This is a genomic window from Streptomyces sp. MNU76, assembly GCF_020982545.1.
Taxonomy (GTDB): domain Bacteria; phylum Actinomycetota; class Actinomycetes; order Streptomycetales; family Streptomycetaceae; genus Streptomyces.
The window spans coordinates 189540-205657 of sequence record NZ_JAJKLK010000022.1 but is presented as its reverse complement, the minus strand read 5'-3'; the positions used below and the strand labels follow the sequence as shown (position 1 = coordinate 205657).

Sequence of the window (16118 nt, the reverse complement as noted above, 5' to 3'; positions counted from 1 at the left end):
CGTTCGCGCGTTCCGGGGCGTCGGCCAGGCGTGGCGAGGGCCGTCAGGGCGTTCCGTCAGGACGTGGTGCCCTTTACGGGATCGCCCTCGGCGGCAGTGGCGGGCGGGCCCTGTTCGGGACGTTGCCGTAGTCCGGAGGGTCCGCCGCGGGGTGGGTCTTCAGGAGGTCCAGGGCCAGGTTCACCGCCGCCTCCAGCTGGGTGTTGCGGCCCTCGGCCCAGTCCAGGGGGGTGCGCAGGGTCTCCAGGTCCGGGGTGACGCCCCGGTTCTCGACGGTCCAGCCGTACGCGTCGAACCAGGCGGCGTTCATCGGGACCGTGATGACCGTGCCGTCGCCGAGCTGGTGGCGGCCTGTCATGCCGACGACGCCGCCCCAGGTGCGCAGGCCCACCACCGGGCCGAGGCCCAGGAGTTTGAACGCGGCGGTGATCATGTCGCCGTCGGAGGCGGTCGCCTCGTCGGCCAGGGCGACGACGGGACCGCGCGGGGCGCTCGACGCGTACGACACCGGCTGCGCGTTCCTCGTCAGGTCCCACCCGAGGATCTTGCGGGTCAGCTTCTCCACCACCAGTTCGCTGATGTGGCCGCCCGCGTTGCCGCGCACGTCGACGATCAGGGCGGGCCGGGAGACCTCCATGCGCAGGTCGCGGTTGAACTGGGCCCAGCCGGAGCCGCCCATGTCCGGGATGTGCAGGTAGCCGCAGTGGCCGCCGCTCAACTCCCGTACGGCCGTACGGCGTTTGGCCACCCAGTCCTGGTAGCGCAGGGGCCGTTCGTTGAGGAGGGGGACCACGGCGACGCGGCGGGAACGGCCGGCCGCCGTCTCCGGGTCGGCGAGGTCCGAAGGGACCTCCCCGGAAGGGGGCTGTGCGAAGGTCAGCTCGACCGTCGTGCCGCCCGCGCCCACCAGCAGGGGGTACGGACCCGTCGTCGGGTCGACCGGGCGGCCGTCGACATGGGTGAGGGCCGCGCCCTCCCGGATGCCGGTGCCGGCCAGGGGCGAGCGGGCCTTGGAGTCGGAGGAGTCACCGGGCAGGATGCGGCGGATCGTCCACGCGTCGTCCCGGCGGACGAAGTTGGCGCCCAGGAAGCCCTGGCGGCGCTGGTAGTGGGGCGGGCCCTCGTTGCGGCGCGCCGGGGAGACATAGGCGTGGGAGGTGCCGAGTTCGCCCAGCACCTCGCGCAGCAGGTCCGCGAACTCGTCGGGGGACGCGACCCGTTCGACCAGCGGGCGGTACTGGTCGAGGACCCCGTCCCAGTCGATGCCGCTCATCCTCGGGTCCCAGAAGTACGCGCGGATCAGCCGACCGGCCTCCTCGTACGCCTGGCGCCACTCGGCGCCCGGGTCGACCTCGTGCGGGATGCGCCGCAGGTCGATCCAGACGGTCGAGTCGCCGTCGCCGGACTCGGTGGAGGGGACGGCCCGCAGGTCGCCCTCGTCCACGACGACGAGCCGTGAGCCGTCGCCGCTGACCGCGAACCAGTCCAGGTGGTCGACGAGTTCGGACCTCTTCGCCTTGCTGATGTTGAAGTATTCGAGCGTCGGGCGGCCGGTCATGTCGTCCGGGTTGGCGAAGGTCTCGCCCAGGGCGCCGGAGATCGGCCAGCGCAGCCACACCAGGCCGCCGCCCGCGACCGGGTACAGCGCCGAGTACTTGGAGGCGGTGACCGGGAACGGCGTGACCCGGTTCTCCAGGCCCTCGGTCTCCACGGTCACCGTGCCGTCGGTGTTCTCGTCCTCGGTGGGGTCCATGCCCCCGGCGACCGGCCGCCCGTCGGGGTTCAGGGCGAAGGGGGAGGGCGTGGCGGAGGAGAGCGGGACCAGGTAGGGGCGGCAGCCGAGCGGGAAGGACAGGTCGCCGGTGTGTACGTCGTACACCGGGTCGAAGCCGCGCCAGGACAGGAAGGCGAGGTAGCGGCCGTCGCTGGTGAACACCGGGTTCTCGTCCTCGAAGCGGCCGTTCGTGACGTCGACGACCACCCGGTCCTTCATCCGGGCCATCTTGATCTGGCGCAGGGTGCGGCCGATGCCCGGGTGGGACCAGGTCAGCCAGGCGCCGTCGGGGGAGAAGGCGAGATCGCGGACGGGGCCGTTGAGGGAGGTGATGAGTTCGGTGACCTCGCCGTCCGACTCCTCGGTGCCCCCGGTGGCCGCCGCCTCGTCGGGCACGGTCAGCAGGAGCACACGGCCGTCGTGCGAGGCGACGGCGAGGCGTTCGCCGCGCGGGTCGGACACCAGTTCCAGGACGCGGCCCAGGCCGCCGGAGGCGAGGCGACGGGACTCGCGGGCGCCGGTGGCCCCGGGCAGGTGGGCGATCTCGATCGCGTCCTCGCCGTCCGCGTCCGTCACGTACGCCACCCGGCCGCCGGAGCCCAGCATCTCCGGCAGCCGGACGCGGACGCCCGGGGTGTCGGCGATGGTCCGGGCCGGGCCGTCGCGGTGGGTCAGCCAGTAGAGGCTGCCGCGGACGACGACCGCGCTGGCCCGGCCCGTGTCGTCCACGGAGATGCCGTCGACGTGCTGGGCGGCCGGCACGTGGTACGGCCGCCGCCCGGTGCGCGCACCGCCGAGCCGTACGTCGAGGCGACGCGGCACGGCGTCGCCGGCGAGGTCGTCGACCAGCCACACCTCGCCCGCGCACTGGTACACCACCCGGGTGCCGTCGCTCGACGCGTGCCGGGCGTAGAAGGCGTCGTGGTCGGTGTGGCGGCGCAGGTCGGAGCCGTCGTACGCGCAGGAGTAGAGGTTGCCGACGCCCTCGTGGTCGGAGAGGAAGGCGATCCGGCCGCCGACGAACAGGGGGGAGTGCAGATGCCCGTCGAGGTCGGCCAGCAGCCGCTCGCCGTGCAGCCAGAGGCGGCCCGTGGCCCCGCCCCGGTAGCGCTTCCAGGAGGCCGGTTCGTGCGGGGGTGTGCCGGTGAGCAGTAGGGTGCGGCGCTCGCCGTCGATCTCGGCGGACTGGATGTCGGAGACCGGGCCCCAGGGCAGTTTGCGGCCGGGGTCGCCGTCGATGCCGACCTTGTAGGCCCAGGTGAAGTGCGAGAACGGCTCGCCGTGGGAGGCGACCGCCAGGATGTCCGAGCGGCCCTCCCGGTCCGGGGGTGTCCAGCCGCGGACCTCGGTGTCGGGGCTGCCCCAGTGGGTGAGTCGGCGGGCGGGGGCGCCGCCGTCCACCGGGGTCAGATGGATCTCCGGGAGGATGCTCCGCCAGCTCGTGTACGCGATGTGCCGGCCGTCGGGCGAGAAACGCGGTGTGGCGACCTTCGTACGGTCGACGGTGAGCCGCCAGGCGCGGTCCGAGCCGTCCAGCGGGGCCAGCCACAGGTCGTCCTCGGCGACGAAACAGAGGCGGTCGCCGCTGAGGTGGGGGTGGCGGAGGTAGCCGGGGTCCCGGCCCGTTCCTTGCTCGTAGGTGTCGCTCACCCACCCATGCTTTTCCGGCCGGGGGGCACCGGCAACTTCAACCCGGGCGACCCGGCGACTGCTACGGGGTGACCCACCGACTCCCACCGGGTGACCCATCACGCGAACGAAACGGTTTCGTTTTCTTTGGTCTTCGGGGTATCGTCTTAAGCGTACGAAACCGTTTCGTTCGTGAGGCGGGGTGTCCGTCCGGGGTCATCCGTGGGATGCCGCCCGGCCGGTAGCCTTGTCGTCTCGAACGCGTAACCGCAGCAAGGGGAGTGGGATGACTGAGACCGCGACGGCGCGCCGCAGTCGGATCACGCCCGAGCGCGAGGCCGAGCTCTACGCCGCCGTCCTCGACCTCCTCCGGGAGGTCGGCTACGACGCCCTCACCATGGACGCCGTGGCCGGCCGCACCCGGTCCAGCAAGGCCACCCTCTACCGCCAGTGGGGCGGCAAGGCCGAGCTGGTCGCGAGGGCCATGCGGCACAGCAAGCCGGGCGCCGACATCGGCTCCATCGACACCGGGTCCCTGCGGGGCGACCTGCACGCCCTGGTGATGAGCACCGATGACTGCGCCATGGAACAGAACAACGCGCTGATGCGGGGTCTGGCCATGGCCGTGCACGGAAACCCCGACCTGCTGAAGGCCTTCCGTGAAGTGATCATCGAGCCGGAGATGGTGGAGATCCGCCGTGTGGTGCAGCGCGCCGTCGACCGGGGCGAGGTCCGCCCGGACAACCCCGCCATCGACTACGTGGTGCACATGTTCGTCGGCGCCTTCGTCGCGCGGGGCATGATCGAGGACCGGCCGCCCACGCAGAGCTTCCTCCGCTCGTACCTGGACGCCGTCGTCCTCCCCGCCCTCGGCGTCTCAACCTCCCGGTAGCTCACCGCGGTTCGCCGCGCAGCCCCACCTGACCCACCGCTCATGTCGTCGGGCTGATCACCCCTGCCCCGCCACGCCCTGCCGCCACGCCCTGCCGCCCCTCCCCACGGCACGGGCCGATCCGTCCTGCCCTTCGCACGTCCACGACTTGAACGGGAGTACCGCCCCCGTGGCCACATTCCTCTACAAACTCGGTCGACTCGCCTTCCGGCGACGACACTTCGTCGTCCTGATCTGGGTGGCACTGCTGACGCTCGCGGGCGTCGGCGCCGCCTCCGCGCCCGCCGCGGGTTCGTCCTCCTTCTCCATCCCCGGTACGGAGGCCCAGAAGGCCTTCGACCTGCTGGAACAGCGCTACCCCGGGATGAGCGCCGACGGCGCCACCGCCCGCGTCGTCTTCAAGGCGCCCGAGGGCGAGAAGATGGCAGACGCCGCCAACAAGCGCATCGTCGAGAAGACCGTCGGGGAACTGCGCGACGGCTCCGAGGTCGTCGCCGTCAGCGACCCGTTCACCACGAACGCGGTCAGCCGGGACGGGACGATCGCCTACGCCTCGGTGACGTACAAGGTCCCGGCCATGGAGCTGGAGGACGCCTCCAAGGAGTCCCTGGAGGCCACCGCGCACAAGGCGCAGGACGCCGGGCTGACCGTCGAGATGGGCGGTGACGCCCTGCAGCCCGAGCCCGAGACCGCCGTCGCCGGCGAGATCATCGGCCTGGCCATCGCCGCCGTCGTCCTCGTCGTCACCCTGGGCTCGCTCGTCGCGGCCGGGCTGCCGCTGCTGACGGCGGTCATCGGCGTCGGTATCGGTGTCGCCACCATCACCGCCCTCGCGAGCGCGCTCGACCTCGGCGACACCACCTCCACCCTCGCCCTGATGATCGGCCTCGCGGTCGGGATCGACTACGCGCTGTTCATCGTCTCCCGCTACCGCTCCGAACTGGCCGAGGGCCGGGAACGCGAGGAGGCGGTCGGCCGGGCCGCCGGCACCGCCGGCTCGGCGGTGGTCTTCGCCGGGCTCACGGTCGTGATCGCGCTGGCCGGTCTCGCGGTCGTCAACGTCCCGATGCTGACCAAGATGGGTCTGGCCGCGGCGGGCACGGTCGTCGTCGCGGTCCTCATCGCCCTCACCATGATCCCGGCACTGCTCGGCTACGCGGGCCGCAAGGTCCGGCCGGCCGGCGAGAAGGGGAAGAGCGGTCGCGGGCTGTTCGGACGGGGTGGGCCGAAGGGCTCCACGGAGGGTTCCGCCGACGGCTCCGCCGAGGACGCCGCCGCGGTGAGGCCCAGCCTGGGCACCCGTTGGGCGAGCTTCGTCGTCCGCCGCCCCGTCGCCGTGCTGCTGCTCGGCGTGGTCGGCCTGGGCGCGATCGCGCTGCCGGCCACCCAGCTCGAACTGGGTCTGCCCGACGACGGTTCGCAGCCGACGTCCACCACGCAGCGCCGGGCGTACGACCTGCTCTCCGAGGGCTTCGGGCCCGGCTTCAACGGCCCTCTGATGGTCGTCGTCGACGCCCGGGACAGCGCGTCCCCGAAGCAGGCCGCCACCGCGGTGACCGACGGGATCAAGGGGCTCGACGACGTCGTGACGGTGACCCCGGCGACGTTCAACAAGGCCGGGGACACCGCGATGATCACGGTCGTCCCCGAGTCCAAGCCGTCCTCGACGCAGACCGAGGACCTGGTGCACGCCATCCGGGACGCGGGCGCCGACGTGGCGACCGACACCGACGCCAAGGTGCTGGTCACCGGCGCCACCGCGATGAACATCGACTTCTCGCAGAAGCTCACCGACGCGCTGGTCCCGTATCTGGCGCTGGTGGTGGGCCTCGCCTTCCTCCTGCTGATCGTGATCTTCCGGTCGATCCTGGTGCCGCTGAAGGCGGCCCTCGGCTTCCTGCTCAGCGTGCTCGCCGCACTCGGCGCCGTGGTCGCGGTCTTCCAGTGGGGCTGGCTGGCGGGACTCATCGGGGTCGAGGAGACCGGCCCGATCATGTCGATGATGCCGATCTTCATGGTGGGTGTCGTCTTCGGCCTGGCGATGGACTACGAGGTCTTCCTCGTGACCCGGATGCGCGAGGCGTACGTCCACGGTGAGAACCCGAACCAGGCCGTCGTGACCGGCTTCCGGTACAGCGCCCGGGTGGTGGCGGCCGCCGCGGCGATCATGATGGCCGTCTTCGCCGGCTTCATCGGCTCCGGCGAGTCGATGATCAAGATGATCGGCTTCGGGCTCGCCATCGCCGTCTTCTTCGACGCGTTCGTCGTCCGCATGGCCATCGTCCCGGCCGTCCTCGCCCTGCTGGGCGACCGGGCCTGGTGGCTGCCGAAGTGGCTCGACCGCGCGCTGCCCAACGTCGACGTCGAGGGCGAGGGCCTGCGGGCACACGACGACGCGGCGGGGAAGCCGGCCGAGGACGGCAAGGACCACGAGGGCGACAAGGGCGACGAGGACAGGTCGCTGGTCCGCGTCTGACGCGGAAGGCCCGCGCGTCTGACGCGCGGGTGACGGAAACGGCGGCCGCATCGGGGATACCGAGGGACGGCCGTCGGCAGGACCGTCGGTGAGGGCCCGTGGGGACGGGCGCCCTCACCGGCTTCCGAGGGCGATGGGGGCGGGTGCGGCGTGCTTCGACGGTGGCTTCACCACCCACCAGGGACGGTAAGCATGACGGGTGACCGAAGAGAACGAACGCCCTGAACGCATCGAAGACCTCGACGACCGTATGGGTCCGCCGCACCGCGGCACAGAACGCGAGACGCTCCGCGCGTTCCTCGACTACCACCGTGCGACGCTCGCCATGAAGTGCGCGGGGCTGACGGACGAGGAACTCCGCCGGCGGTCGATGCCTCCGTCCACGCTGTCCCTGCTGGGTCTCGTGCGGCACATGGCGGAGGTGGAACGCGCCTGGTTCCGGCGGGTGTTCGAGGATCACGACGCGCCGATGGTGTGGTCGAAGGAGATCGATTTCCAGGCGGCGTACGACGCGAGCACCTCGACGCGGGCGGAGTCGTTCGGGGCGTGGGAGGCGGAGGTGGAGACCTCGCGGCGCATCGAACGGGAGGCGGAGTCCCTGGACCTCGTGGGCCACCAACCGCGCTGGAACGAGGAGGTCTCGCTCCGCATGGTCATGATCCACGTCCTGCTGGAGTACGGCCGCCACAACGGCCACGCGGACTTCCTGCGGGAAGGGGTGGACGGGGTGGTGGGGGCGTGAGGGCGCGGGTGGCAGGGTGCCAGGACCACATCACCTCGCCCCCCACGCCCTGCATGTCAGCTGAGGATTTCGGCCGCCTTGGTCATCGGCCCACCCGCGTCACCGGTGTTGAGCGTGCCCGCCGGTTCGAACAACAGGATCGCGGTCTCCTCGTCGGCCACGGGGCAGTGTTCGACTCCACGGGGAACCACGAACAACTCGCCCGGGTCCAGCACCACATCCGCATCCCTGAGTCGGATGGTGAGGCGCCCGCTGATGACCAGGAACAGTTCATCGGTGTCGTCGTGGGTGTGCCAGACGAATTCACCCTTCAGCTTGGCCAGCTTGACCTCGTAGTCGTTCAGCACAGCCACTTTCTTCTGCGACCACAGCTCACTGAACTGCGACAGCTTGTCAGCGAGGTTGACAGGAACAGCAGGCACGGGCATACGGCATCCTTCCTCAAGGCCGGTCGACCGGGAGCGATCTCCCAGGCCCTCCGGCCGGTCTCACGAGCCTGCCGCGCTCGGACCGCGTCGGTCTTGTACGTTCCTGACATGGGCGGAGACCGCCACTCGTGGCACCACACCCGCGCGTTACAAGCGCACTCGCCCTGGCTCTGCAGTGCTAAAGATGCTGCTTGGCGGTACTGATGAGGAGGGCGATGGCGTCCCGGGTCCGCACCCGGCGGGCGTCGAACTCCGGTCTGCTGTCGGTCTTGAGGACGGCGGTGACGTCGGCGAGGACGGCCTCGGCGGTCCGGCTCAGTTCGTCGTCGGGCGTGAGCATCTGCACGCGGAACAGCGCTTCCTGGGCGGCGGACCGCAGGTCGTACGCGCGGACGCGGACCGTGTCGGGGTCCTCGGGCGGGGGCTGTTCGTGCTCGCAGAACCACAGGTGGACGAGGGAGCGGCGGTAGTTGAGAAGGGCGCCGGCATACACGGAGTAGGCGTCGAGGCGCTCTTGGCGGAGCTTCTCCCGGCGGGTGAACGCGTGGGTCCGGTCGGTGGCGCGCTGCTGGTAGGCGAGGGTCAGGCCCGACCCGAGCAGGGTTCCGAGCACGGCTATGCCACTGGCGATGATGGTCTCCACACCCCAAGCTGATCACGCGGCGGTGCTCGCCGACAGACGGGGCGGGAAGGGGCTGGGCGGTGGTGAAGGGGGTCCTGGAGAGGTTGCGGCAGGCATTCCTGAGGTTCGACCGGGGGCTCGGCGGGGCGGAGCCGCCCCCAAGGGCGCAGGTGTTCCTGGCCCGGCATCCGGTGGGCACCGGAACGGCCTTCGGCGTGCTGGTCGGAGGTCTGGCCGCATGGGCCCTGGCCGCGTTCCACGATCCGGCGCGGCTGCTCCAGGCGGCGGTGATCGGGCTGTGCGGGGGCCTGTTCATCTGGCTCTTCTGCCGTTTCGAACGCCGCCGTCAGGCCCACTACGCGCGCGCCGGAGGCTTCCGCTGGGACCCTCCCCGGTCGCCCGTCCGGGACGATGACACCCTGCCGCTCTGGTACGAGGGCCTGCTCTGGCTCAGCCACTGGACCGTCTGCCTCGTGCTCCTCTGGCTCCTCGGCCGACTACGGAACGAGCCCTTCACCTGGGTCCAGAGCGCGATCTGTGCCGGTGTCCTCGTGGTCGGCGGCTGGGCCGTACACCTGAGCAAAGAGCGTCGCCGTCGAAGAGGACGTTGACCAGGGGACAGAGCCCCAGGGTCACTCCTCGGCGAACACCTCGGCGGCGGAGGTGGCCGTGATCGCGCGGGTGAACCAGAGGTTGAGGGTGTCGAGGTCGTGGCAGGACGTGATGCGGTCGCGGTCGGCGGCGGACACGGGGACCTCTCGACCGTCGAGGAGGAGAAGGATGTACTCGGCCTTGCCCTTGGCGCGGCCTTCCTCCCGGATCTCCTCGGAGATCGGCGACGTGAAGAACGAGAGGTCGGTCATGAGAGCCCTCCAGGTCTTGGCGGCCGGGGATTCGCCCAGCCCCTGAGATGTCAGTTCAACGAAGATCGTCGCGGTGTCCGGATCGCGGGCTTCGAGGCCCTTCAGAGCGTCTACCAGTACTTTGAGTATGGCATCGGCCTGTGGCTCACGGCGGTGCAGGACTGCGGACAGCACGGTCAGCGGGATGTCCCGGCGAGCTTGGACCGGATCGTCGATGACCGGCACGTCGGCAGGTCCCAGGACGAGAGGGCGCAGGGTGAGGGAGGGCCACTCGGGCGGCCCGAAGTCGACGGTCTCCGACGCCCAGGCAGCTGTATTCCGGTTGTCGCACACCACGAGGAGGACCGCGGGCATCTCGTACTTCGCGTGCAGGTGCGCCAGGTAGTACGCCCAGTTCCTTTGTTCGTCGGGCACCTTCTTTCCCTGAGCCTCTACGGCCAGAAGGAATGTGCCTCGCTTCGTCTCGATGTTCAGCAGTGTGTCCACCCGCCGTTCCAGCGGGCGGTTTTCCGTCAGATCGGTGCAGAGCGGCGTGGCTGAGATCGGGCCGTCGAAGGGGATGCCGAGCGCCCGGACGGCTCGGGTGAAGACGCCGGGGTCATGCTGGAAGATCCGGTGCATGGCCTCATGAGGGGAGCTGACCATAGGGGTGCGCCCGTTCCTTTCATCGCACGTGAACGGGAGCATATGACGGGCAACTGTGCCAATTGGTGGGTCAGTTGTTGGAATTCCCTCATAAGGGTGGAGCCCTCTCGCCGGTTGACCGAGAGTGGCCGGGTGTCATCGAGCTCGCACAGCAACGCCCAGGCGGAGACCTGGGAAGCTCACAGGAATCGCCCATAGCATCACGCTCATTCCATGACGGGAACATTCGGAAAGCGCGGTTCCGCAGATGAGTACAGGACCCAAGGGCAGCGGTCACAGTCACGGGCACCATCACGGGCACGACCACCAGCACGACGACGAGTTCGACAGAGGGCTCTCCCGCGACCTGCCCGTGTTCGCCCGCCGCCGCATGATCAGACTGCTGGCAGGCGCGAGCATGGTCCCGCTGGTGGCGGCCTGTTCCTCGGACGGCTCCGACAGCGGTTCCGCCTCCGACCCGGCCTCATCCGCCCCCTCCTCGTCCGGTACCACCGGTACCGACTGCGAGGTCATCCCGAGCGAGACGGAAGGCCCGTACCCCGGCGACGGCTCGAACGGCCCCAACGTCCTGGAGGAGAGCGGTGTCGTCCGGCGCGACATCACCAAGAGCTTCGGCTCGTCGAAGGGCGTGGCCGAAGGCATCCCGCTGACGATCACACTCACCGTCGTCGACCAGTCCTCCGGCTGCGACGCCCCGAAGAAGGGCGCGGCCGTCTACCTGTGGCAGTGCGACCGGGAAGGCCGGTACTCCCTCTACTCCGACGGCGTCACCGACGAGAACTACCTGCGCGGCGTCCAGGAGACCGACGACGAGGGCCGGCTCACCTTCACCTCGGTCTTCCCCGGCTGCTACCCCGGCCGCTGGCCCCACCTCCACTTCGAGGTCTACGACAGCCTCGCCGACGCCACCGCCACCAAGAACATCGCCGTCACCTCGCAGCTCGCCTTCCCCAAGGACGTGTGCGACACCGTGTACGCAACGGACGGCTACGGCGACAGCGGCCAGAACCTCGGCGAGCTCTCCCTGGAGACCGACATGATCTTCAGCGACGGCTACGACCAGCAGCTCGCCACCATGGAGGGCAGCACCGACAAGGGCTACACCGCCACGCTCACGGTGCCGGTGTAGCCGCGGCCGGGGAGCCGGTCGGTCCCGGCTGTTCGAGGTGCCGCGTGTCACCCCACCGCGCCGGCCGCAACCGCCGTCCGTCGTTGTCCCACCGCGAGACCGAGGCGTTGGGGACGGGCGGCAACCCGTCCGGTGCCGTCGCGCCGAGCCCCGCGCACACGAGACGTACGGCGACGGCGATCGCGTCGTGGGCGACCAGGAGGACCCGGCGGCCGGGGGCGACGCGGTCCAGCTCGCCCACGAGGTCCCGCACCCGCAGCACCGCATCGGCCAGCGCCTCACCGCCCGGCGGACGGTAGAACCAGTCGCCGGTCCGCGCCCGCCGCGCCGCCTCCTCGGGCGCGCGGGCCCGCAGCGCGGCCGGCGGGTGCATCTCGAAGACCCCCATCTCCCGGTCCCGCAGCCGCTCGTCGACCAGCAGCGGCGGCGGGACCACACCGGGGTGCCCCGCCATCAGCTCCCACGTCTGCCGCGCGCGCACGTACGGCGAACACACCACCAGGTCCGGACCCGGCACGCCGTCGTCGTCGCCGCGCGCGAGCCCCGCCAGCCACCCGCCCAGCGCCCGGGCCTGCGTGCGGCCCAGGTCGGAGAGGGGGACGTCCGCGCCCCGGCCCGGCAGCGGTTCGGTCGACCCCGTCCGCTCGGCCTCGGCGTACGCGACGTTCGCGGTGCTCTGCCCGTGCCGTACGACCCACAGCGAGGCCAGGGTGTACGGCGGCGCCAGCGCTTCACCGGGGACCGCCCTGCTCCCGGGGTCCCTGGCGTCGTTCGTCCGCATTGTCATGCGTCCCCCCATGCTTGCGGTGCTCGCGGCGACCGGGGCTCGGCGTCGGTCGCCGTAACGACTACGCCGTCATGGGCTACCCCCCCGCGGCAGTGCAGGACGCTTCGCTCAGTGCGCCACCGGCGTGGCCGTGTACGTCCGTCGCAGGAAGCGGATCAGTGCCTTGGTGTCGAACTGCATCACCGCCACCCCTCTCGCGGAGTGGAACTCCATGACGGCCTGCACCCGCCCGCAGGGCCAGATGCTCACGGGGCCGGCGGTGGTGGGGGTGCGCAGCCCGCGTTCGAGCAGCGCACGGGGGAAGGCCCATTCGTCGGGGCCGGGCAGGCGCACGCGTACGGCGGAGGCGTCGGTGTCGGGGTCGTAGCGGAGGACGACCGGAACGGTGTCCCGGTCCTCGGGGGAGTCCGTGACGACATGGGCCCGCGCGTACTGCTCGACAGTGACGGACATCGAACGTCTCCTCGCACTGAGTGACGCAAGCGGAAGCTGTGAATCCGCTGTCCGCTCGCTTCTCCAATGTCGCATACTTTCGGCCGCGCGCCCCCGGAAGCCCTGGAAGGGGCACGGCGAGGCGGCTGTAAGAGCCACGATGTTCGGCGAGCCATTGGCTAATCGGCTGGTGCATGCTCTTGCAAGAGACTCGCAATAAGGCTCTATCATCGTAAGGTTCCAGCCAGCGCGTCCCCACTCGGTGGCCCGGCCTCCGGCCAGGCCTACCAGGAGAGCGAGCCCTCGTATGCATGTCCCCGACGGATTCATCAACGCCCCCGTCTCGGCTGTCGCCGGAGTCGTCGCCGCCGGTGCGGTCGCGGTGAGTCTGCGCGGTGCCCGGCGCGAGTTGGACGAGCGGACGGCGCCCCTCGCCGGACTCGTCGCCGCGTTCATCTTCGCCGTGCAGATGCTGAACTTCCCGGTCGCGGCCGGGACCAGCGGACATCTGCTCGGCGGGGCCCTGGCCGCGATACTCGTGGGCCCCTGTACAGGGGTCCTGTGCGTCTCCGTCGTGCTCCTCATGCAGGGCGTCCTCTTCGCGGACGGCGGTCTCACCGCCCTCGGCGTGAACATCACGATCATGGGCGTGGTCACCTCCGTCGTCGGCTACGCCCTCTTCCGCGCGCTGGTCAGGATCCTGCCCCGCAAGCGGCGTTCGATCACCGTCTCGGCCTTCGTCGCCGCTCTGGTCTCCGTGCCCGCCTCGGCCGCCGCCTTCACCCTCGTGTTCGCGATCGGTGGCACCACGGACGTGCCGATCGGCTCGGTGCTCACCGCCATGGTCGGCGTCCACACCCTCATCGGCATCGGCGAGGCCGCGATCACCGCGGCCACGGTCGGCGCCGTCGTCGCCGTACGCCCGGACCTCGTGCACGGCGCCCGGGGCCTGACCGCCCCGCTCAAGCTCCGGGTGAACGGCGAGCTGGTGGACGCCCCCGCCGCCGAGCCGGCCACCACGCCCGCGACCGCGCCCGCCGCCGCCCGCTCGACCCGCAAGCTGATCCTCGCCGGCCTCGGCACCTCCCTCCTGCTCGCCGGTGTCGTCAGCTTCTACGCCTCCGCCAGCCCCGACGGCCTGGAGAAGGTCGCCGCCGACAAGGGCTTCGACGCCAAGGCCGAGGACCACGCCTCCGCCGACTCCCCGCTCGCCGACTACGGCGTCGAGGGCCTCACCGACGCCCGCCTCGCCGGCGGCCTCGCGGGCGTGATCGGTGTCGGCGTCACCGTCGTCGCCGGCACCGGGATCTTCTGGGCCGTACGCAAGCGGCGCGGCGGCGAGGGCGAGGCCGCGTCGTCCCCCACCTCCGTGCCCGAGAACGCCTGACATGGGCGCGGGCCACGTCCACAAGCTCTACCGGCACGCGCACTCGCCCGTGCACGCCCTGCCGCCGCACACCAAACTCGCGGCCGTCTTCGCCTTCGTCATCGTCGTGGTGTCGACGCCGCGGGAGGCGATGTGGGCGTTCGGGCTGTACGCCGTGCTGCTGGGCGTGGTCGCGTACGTGGCGCGTGTCCCCTACGGGTTCCTGCTCCGGCGCTTGCTGATCGAGGTCCCGTTCGTCGCGTTCGCCGTGCTGATGCCGTTCGTGGCGCAGGGCGAACGCGTCGAGGTCCTCGGGATGTCGCTGAGCGTCAGTGGGTTGTGGGGCGCCTGGAACGTCCTCGCCAAGGGGACGCTGGGCGTCGCCGCCTCCGTCCTCCTCGCCTCCACCACCGAACTCCGCGCCCTCCTCCTCGGCCTCCAACGGCTCGGACTGCCGCCGCTGCTCGTCCAGATCGCGTCCTTCATGATCCGCTACGGCGACGTCATCACCGACGAGCTGCGGCGGATGCGGATCGCGCGCGAGTCACGCGGGTTCGAGGCGAGCGGCGTACGGCACTGGGGCGTGCTCGCCAAGACCGCCGGGGCGCTGTTCATCCGCTCGTACGAGCGCGGCGAGCGGGTCCATCTGGCCATGATCAGCCGGGGGTACGCGGGCACCATGCCCGTCATCGACGAGGTGACCGCGTCCCGGGCGCAGTGGTCGTACGCCTTCGCCCTCCCGGTCGCCGCGCTCGTCGTCTGTCTGCTGGGATGGAGCCTGTGACCGTGTCCGAACCCCTCCTCGCCCCGTCCCTCGAAGTCGCCGGGCTCGCCTTCGCCTACCCCGACGGCCACCAGGCCCTCTTCGGGGTCGACTTCACCATCGGACGCGGCGAACGCGTCGCGCTGCTCGGGCCCAACGGAGCCGGCAAGACCACCCTCGTCCTGCACCTCAACGGCATCCTCACCGGGGGCGCGGGCACGGTGACCGTCGCCGGGATGCCCGTCGGCAAGCGGCACATGGCCGAGATCCGGCGGAAGGTCGGCATCGTCTTCCAGGACCCCGACGACCAGCTCTTCATGCCGACCGTGCGGGAGGACGTGGCCTTCGGGCCGGCGGCGGCGGGCATGACCGGGGCCGAGCTGGAGGCCCGGGTGGACCGGGCGCTCGATCGGGTCGGCATGGCGGAGTTCAAGGAACGGCCGCCGCATCACCTCTCGTTCGGGCAGCGGCGGCGGGTGGCCGTGGCGACGGTGCTCGCCATGGAGCCGGAGATCCTCGTCCTCGACGAGCCGTCCTCCAACCTCGACCCGGCGTCGCGGCGCGAACTGGCCGACATCCTGAGGTCGTTGGACGTCACGGTCCTCATGGTCACGCACGACCTGCCGTACGCGCTCGAACTGTGCCCGCGGTCGCTGATCCTCAGCGAGGGGGTGATCGCGGCGGACGGCCCGACGGGTGAACTCCTGGTCGACGAGGACCTGATGCGGGCGCATCGGCTTGAACTGCCGTTCGGGTTCGATCCGCGGTCGGTGAAGGGAATGTCGCGCAGTTCCCCGCGCCCCTGAAAGACCGGACCCTCACGGTCCTGAAGGGCAACGGTCGGGCGGGGGCCTGAAACGGCTGGGGCGGAGCCCCGGCTTCTCAGGGGCGCGGGGAACTGCGCGAGCAACCCCCACCGGCGCCGCGGACGAATACGGCGTCCGCGACAATGGACCCCGTGACGAACCAAGCGGATGCGCCCCGGCACGGCTCACTGCTCCTCGACGAGCAGTTGTGTTTCGCGCTCTACGCGGCCCAGCGCGCGGTCACCGCCGCGTACCGCCCGCTGCTCGACGAACTCGGCCTGACCTACCCGCAGTACCTGGTCATGCTCTCCCTCTGGGAGCACGGGGAGACCAGCGTCAAGGACCTGGCGGGCACCCTGCGCCTCGACTACGGCACGGTCTCGCCGTTGCTGAAGCGGCTGGAGTCGGCCGGCCTGCTGCGCCGGGAGCGGTCGCCGCGCGACGAGCGCTCCGTGCGGATCGCCCTCACCGGGCGCGGCGAACAGCTCCGCGAGCGCGCGGCCGCCGTCCCCGCCACCCTCGCCGCCGCCACCGGACTGCAGGGCCCCGAGGTGACCCGGCTGCGTGAGGAGCTGTGGCAGCTGACGGCGCGGGCGACCAAGGCGGCGGGCCGCTGAGCCCGGTCGGCATGGCAGACGGCGACCTTGTGTTACCTATGGTTACTACCCCCTGGTAACCACATTTCCCCTACCGACCGGTACCTTGTGCACGATGTATTCGTGCGCGCCTGTCCTGGGGAGGCCACGCGCTCGTCCCGGGGGAGG

15 protein-coding genes are annotated in these 16118 nt (G+C 71.1%); 9 read left to right on the top strand and 6 right to left on the bottom strand.

The features are described from left to right. Positions 1 to 73: 73 nt before the first annotated feature. Positions 74 to 3424, bottom strand: coding sequence for a S41 family peptidase (locus E4N62_RS35935; protein WP_230221264.1), 3351 nt, complete (start codon positions 3422 to 3424; stop codon positions 74 to 76). A gap of 265 nt (positions 3425 to 3689) precedes the next feature. Between E4N62_RS35935 and E4N62_RS35930 the strand changes: the two genes are divergently transcribed. From E4N62_RS35930 to E4N62_RS35920, 3 genes are all read left to right on the top strand, one after another. Next, on the top strand, positions 3690 to 4295 hold the full coding sequence (locus E4N62_RS35930) for a TetR/AcrR family transcriptional regulator (RefSeq protein ID WP_230221261.1): 606 nt from the start codon (positions 3690 to 3692) through the stop codon (positions 4293 to 4295). A 169-nt stretch (positions 4296 to 4464) separates the two neighbouring features. Continuing rightward, positions 4465 to 6771, top strand: coding sequence for an MMPL family transporter (locus E4N62_RS35925; RefSeq protein ID WP_230221259.1), 2307 nt, complete (start codon positions 4465 to 4467; stop codon positions 6769 to 6771). 250 nt (positions 6772 to 7021) lie between these two features. Then, positions 7022 to 7513, top strand: coding sequence for a DinB family protein (locus E4N62_RS35920; RefSeq protein ID WP_230221699.1), 492 nt, complete (start codon positions 7022 to 7024; stop codon positions 7511 to 7513). Between the two features lie 56 nt (positions 7514 to 7569). On the opposite strand, the gene E4N62_RS35915 is transcribed toward E4N62_RS35920, so the two are convergent. Both E4N62_RS35915 and E4N62_RS35910 read right to left on the bottom strand, forming a co-directional pair. Next, the gene (locus tag E4N62_RS35915) at positions 7570 to 7941 is read right to left on the bottom strand and encodes a cupin domain-containing protein (protein WP_230221257.1); all 372 of its coding nucleotides are present in this window, start codon (positions 7939 to 7941) and stop codon (positions 7570 to 7572) included. A 178-nt stretch (positions 7942 to 8119) separates the two neighbouring features. Beyond that, positions 8120 to 8584 (bottom strand): hypothetical protein, encoded by a 465-nt coding sequence (locus tag E4N62_RS35910; protein WP_230221255.1) that lies wholly within the window; start codon positions 8582 to 8584, stop codon positions 8120 to 8122. 59 nt (positions 8585 to 8643) lie between these two features. Here E4N62_RS35910 and E4N62_RS35905 point away from each other — a divergent pair, with 59 nt between their 5' ends. Further along, a complete protein-coding gene (locus E4N62_RS35905; protein ID WP_230221252.1) occupies positions 8644 to 9174 on the top strand; it encodes a hypothetical protein in 531 nt (176 codons plus the stop codon). A gap of 21 nt (positions 9175 to 9195) precedes the next feature. Here the strand turns inward: E4N62_RS35905 and E4N62_RS35900 are convergent, their stop codons facing one another. Continuing rightward, complete coding sequence (locus E4N62_RS35900; protein ID WP_230221250.1) at positions 9196 to 10071, bottom strand: hypothetical protein; 876 nt, start codon at positions 10069 to 10071, stop codon at positions 9196 to 9198. Between the two features lie 247 nt (positions 10072 to 10318). Between E4N62_RS35900 and E4N62_RS35895 the strand changes: the two genes are divergently transcribed. Beyond that, a complete protein-coding gene (locus tag E4N62_RS35895; RefSeq protein ID WP_230221248.1) occupies positions 10319 to 11200 on the top strand; it encodes an intradiol ring-cleavage dioxygenase in 882 nt (293 codons plus the stop codon). Here E4N62_RS35895 and E4N62_RS35890 read toward each other — a convergent pair. Both E4N62_RS35890 and E4N62_RS35885 read right to left on the bottom strand, forming a co-directional pair. Further along, a complete protein-coding gene (locus tag E4N62_RS35890; RefSeq protein ID WP_230221697.1) occupies positions 11184 to 11981 on the bottom strand; it encodes a histidine phosphatase family protein in 798 nt (265 codons plus the stop codon). The two genes, E4N62_RS35895 and E4N62_RS35890, sit on opposite strands and share 17 nt — an antisense overlap. A gap of 114 nt (positions 11982 to 12095) precedes the next feature. Then, positions 12096 to 12440 carry an SsgA family sporulation/cell division regulator gene (locus tag E4N62_RS35885; protein ID WP_230221246.1) on the bottom strand — a complete coding sequence of 115 codons (345 nt, stop codon included), beginning with the start codon at positions 12438 to 12440 and terminating at the stop codon, positions 12096 to 12098. Between the two features lie 286 nt (positions 12441 to 12726). Here E4N62_RS35885 and E4N62_RS35880 point away from each other — a divergent pair, with 286 nt between their 5' ends. The 4 genes from E4N62_RS35880 to E4N62_RS35865 all read left to right on the top strand — a co-directional run bounded on the left by E4N62_RS35880 (position 12727) and on the right by E4N62_RS35865 (position 15971). Beyond that, complete coding sequence (locus E4N62_RS35880) at positions 12727 to 13806, top strand: energy-coupling factor ABC transporter permease (protein ID WP_230221244.1); 1080 nt, start codon at positions 12727 to 12729, stop codon at positions 13804 to 13806. Position 13807: 1 nt separating this feature from the next. Beyond that, a complete protein-coding gene (cbiQ, locus tag E4N62_RS35875) occupies positions 13808 to 14569 on the top strand; it encodes a cobalt ECF transporter T component CbiQ (RefSeq protein WP_230221242.1) in 762 nt (253 codons plus the stop codon). Further along, the gene (locus E4N62_RS35870) at positions 14557 to 15354 is read left to right on the top strand and encodes an energy-coupling factor ABC transporter ATP-binding protein (RefSeq protein ID WP_230221240.1); all 798 of its coding nucleotides are present in this window, start codon (positions 14557 to 14559) and stop codon (positions 15352 to 15354) included. Before cbiQ ends, E4N62_RS35870 begins: the two co-directional genes overlap by 13 nt. 143 nt (positions 15355 to 15497) lie before the next feature. Next, positions 15498 to 15971 (top strand): MarR family winged helix-turn-helix transcriptional regulator, encoded by a 474-nt coding sequence (locus E4N62_RS35865; protein ID WP_230221238.1) that lies wholly within the window; start codon positions 15498 to 15500, stop codon positions 15969 to 15971. Positions 15972 to 16118: the final 147 nt, after the last annotated feature.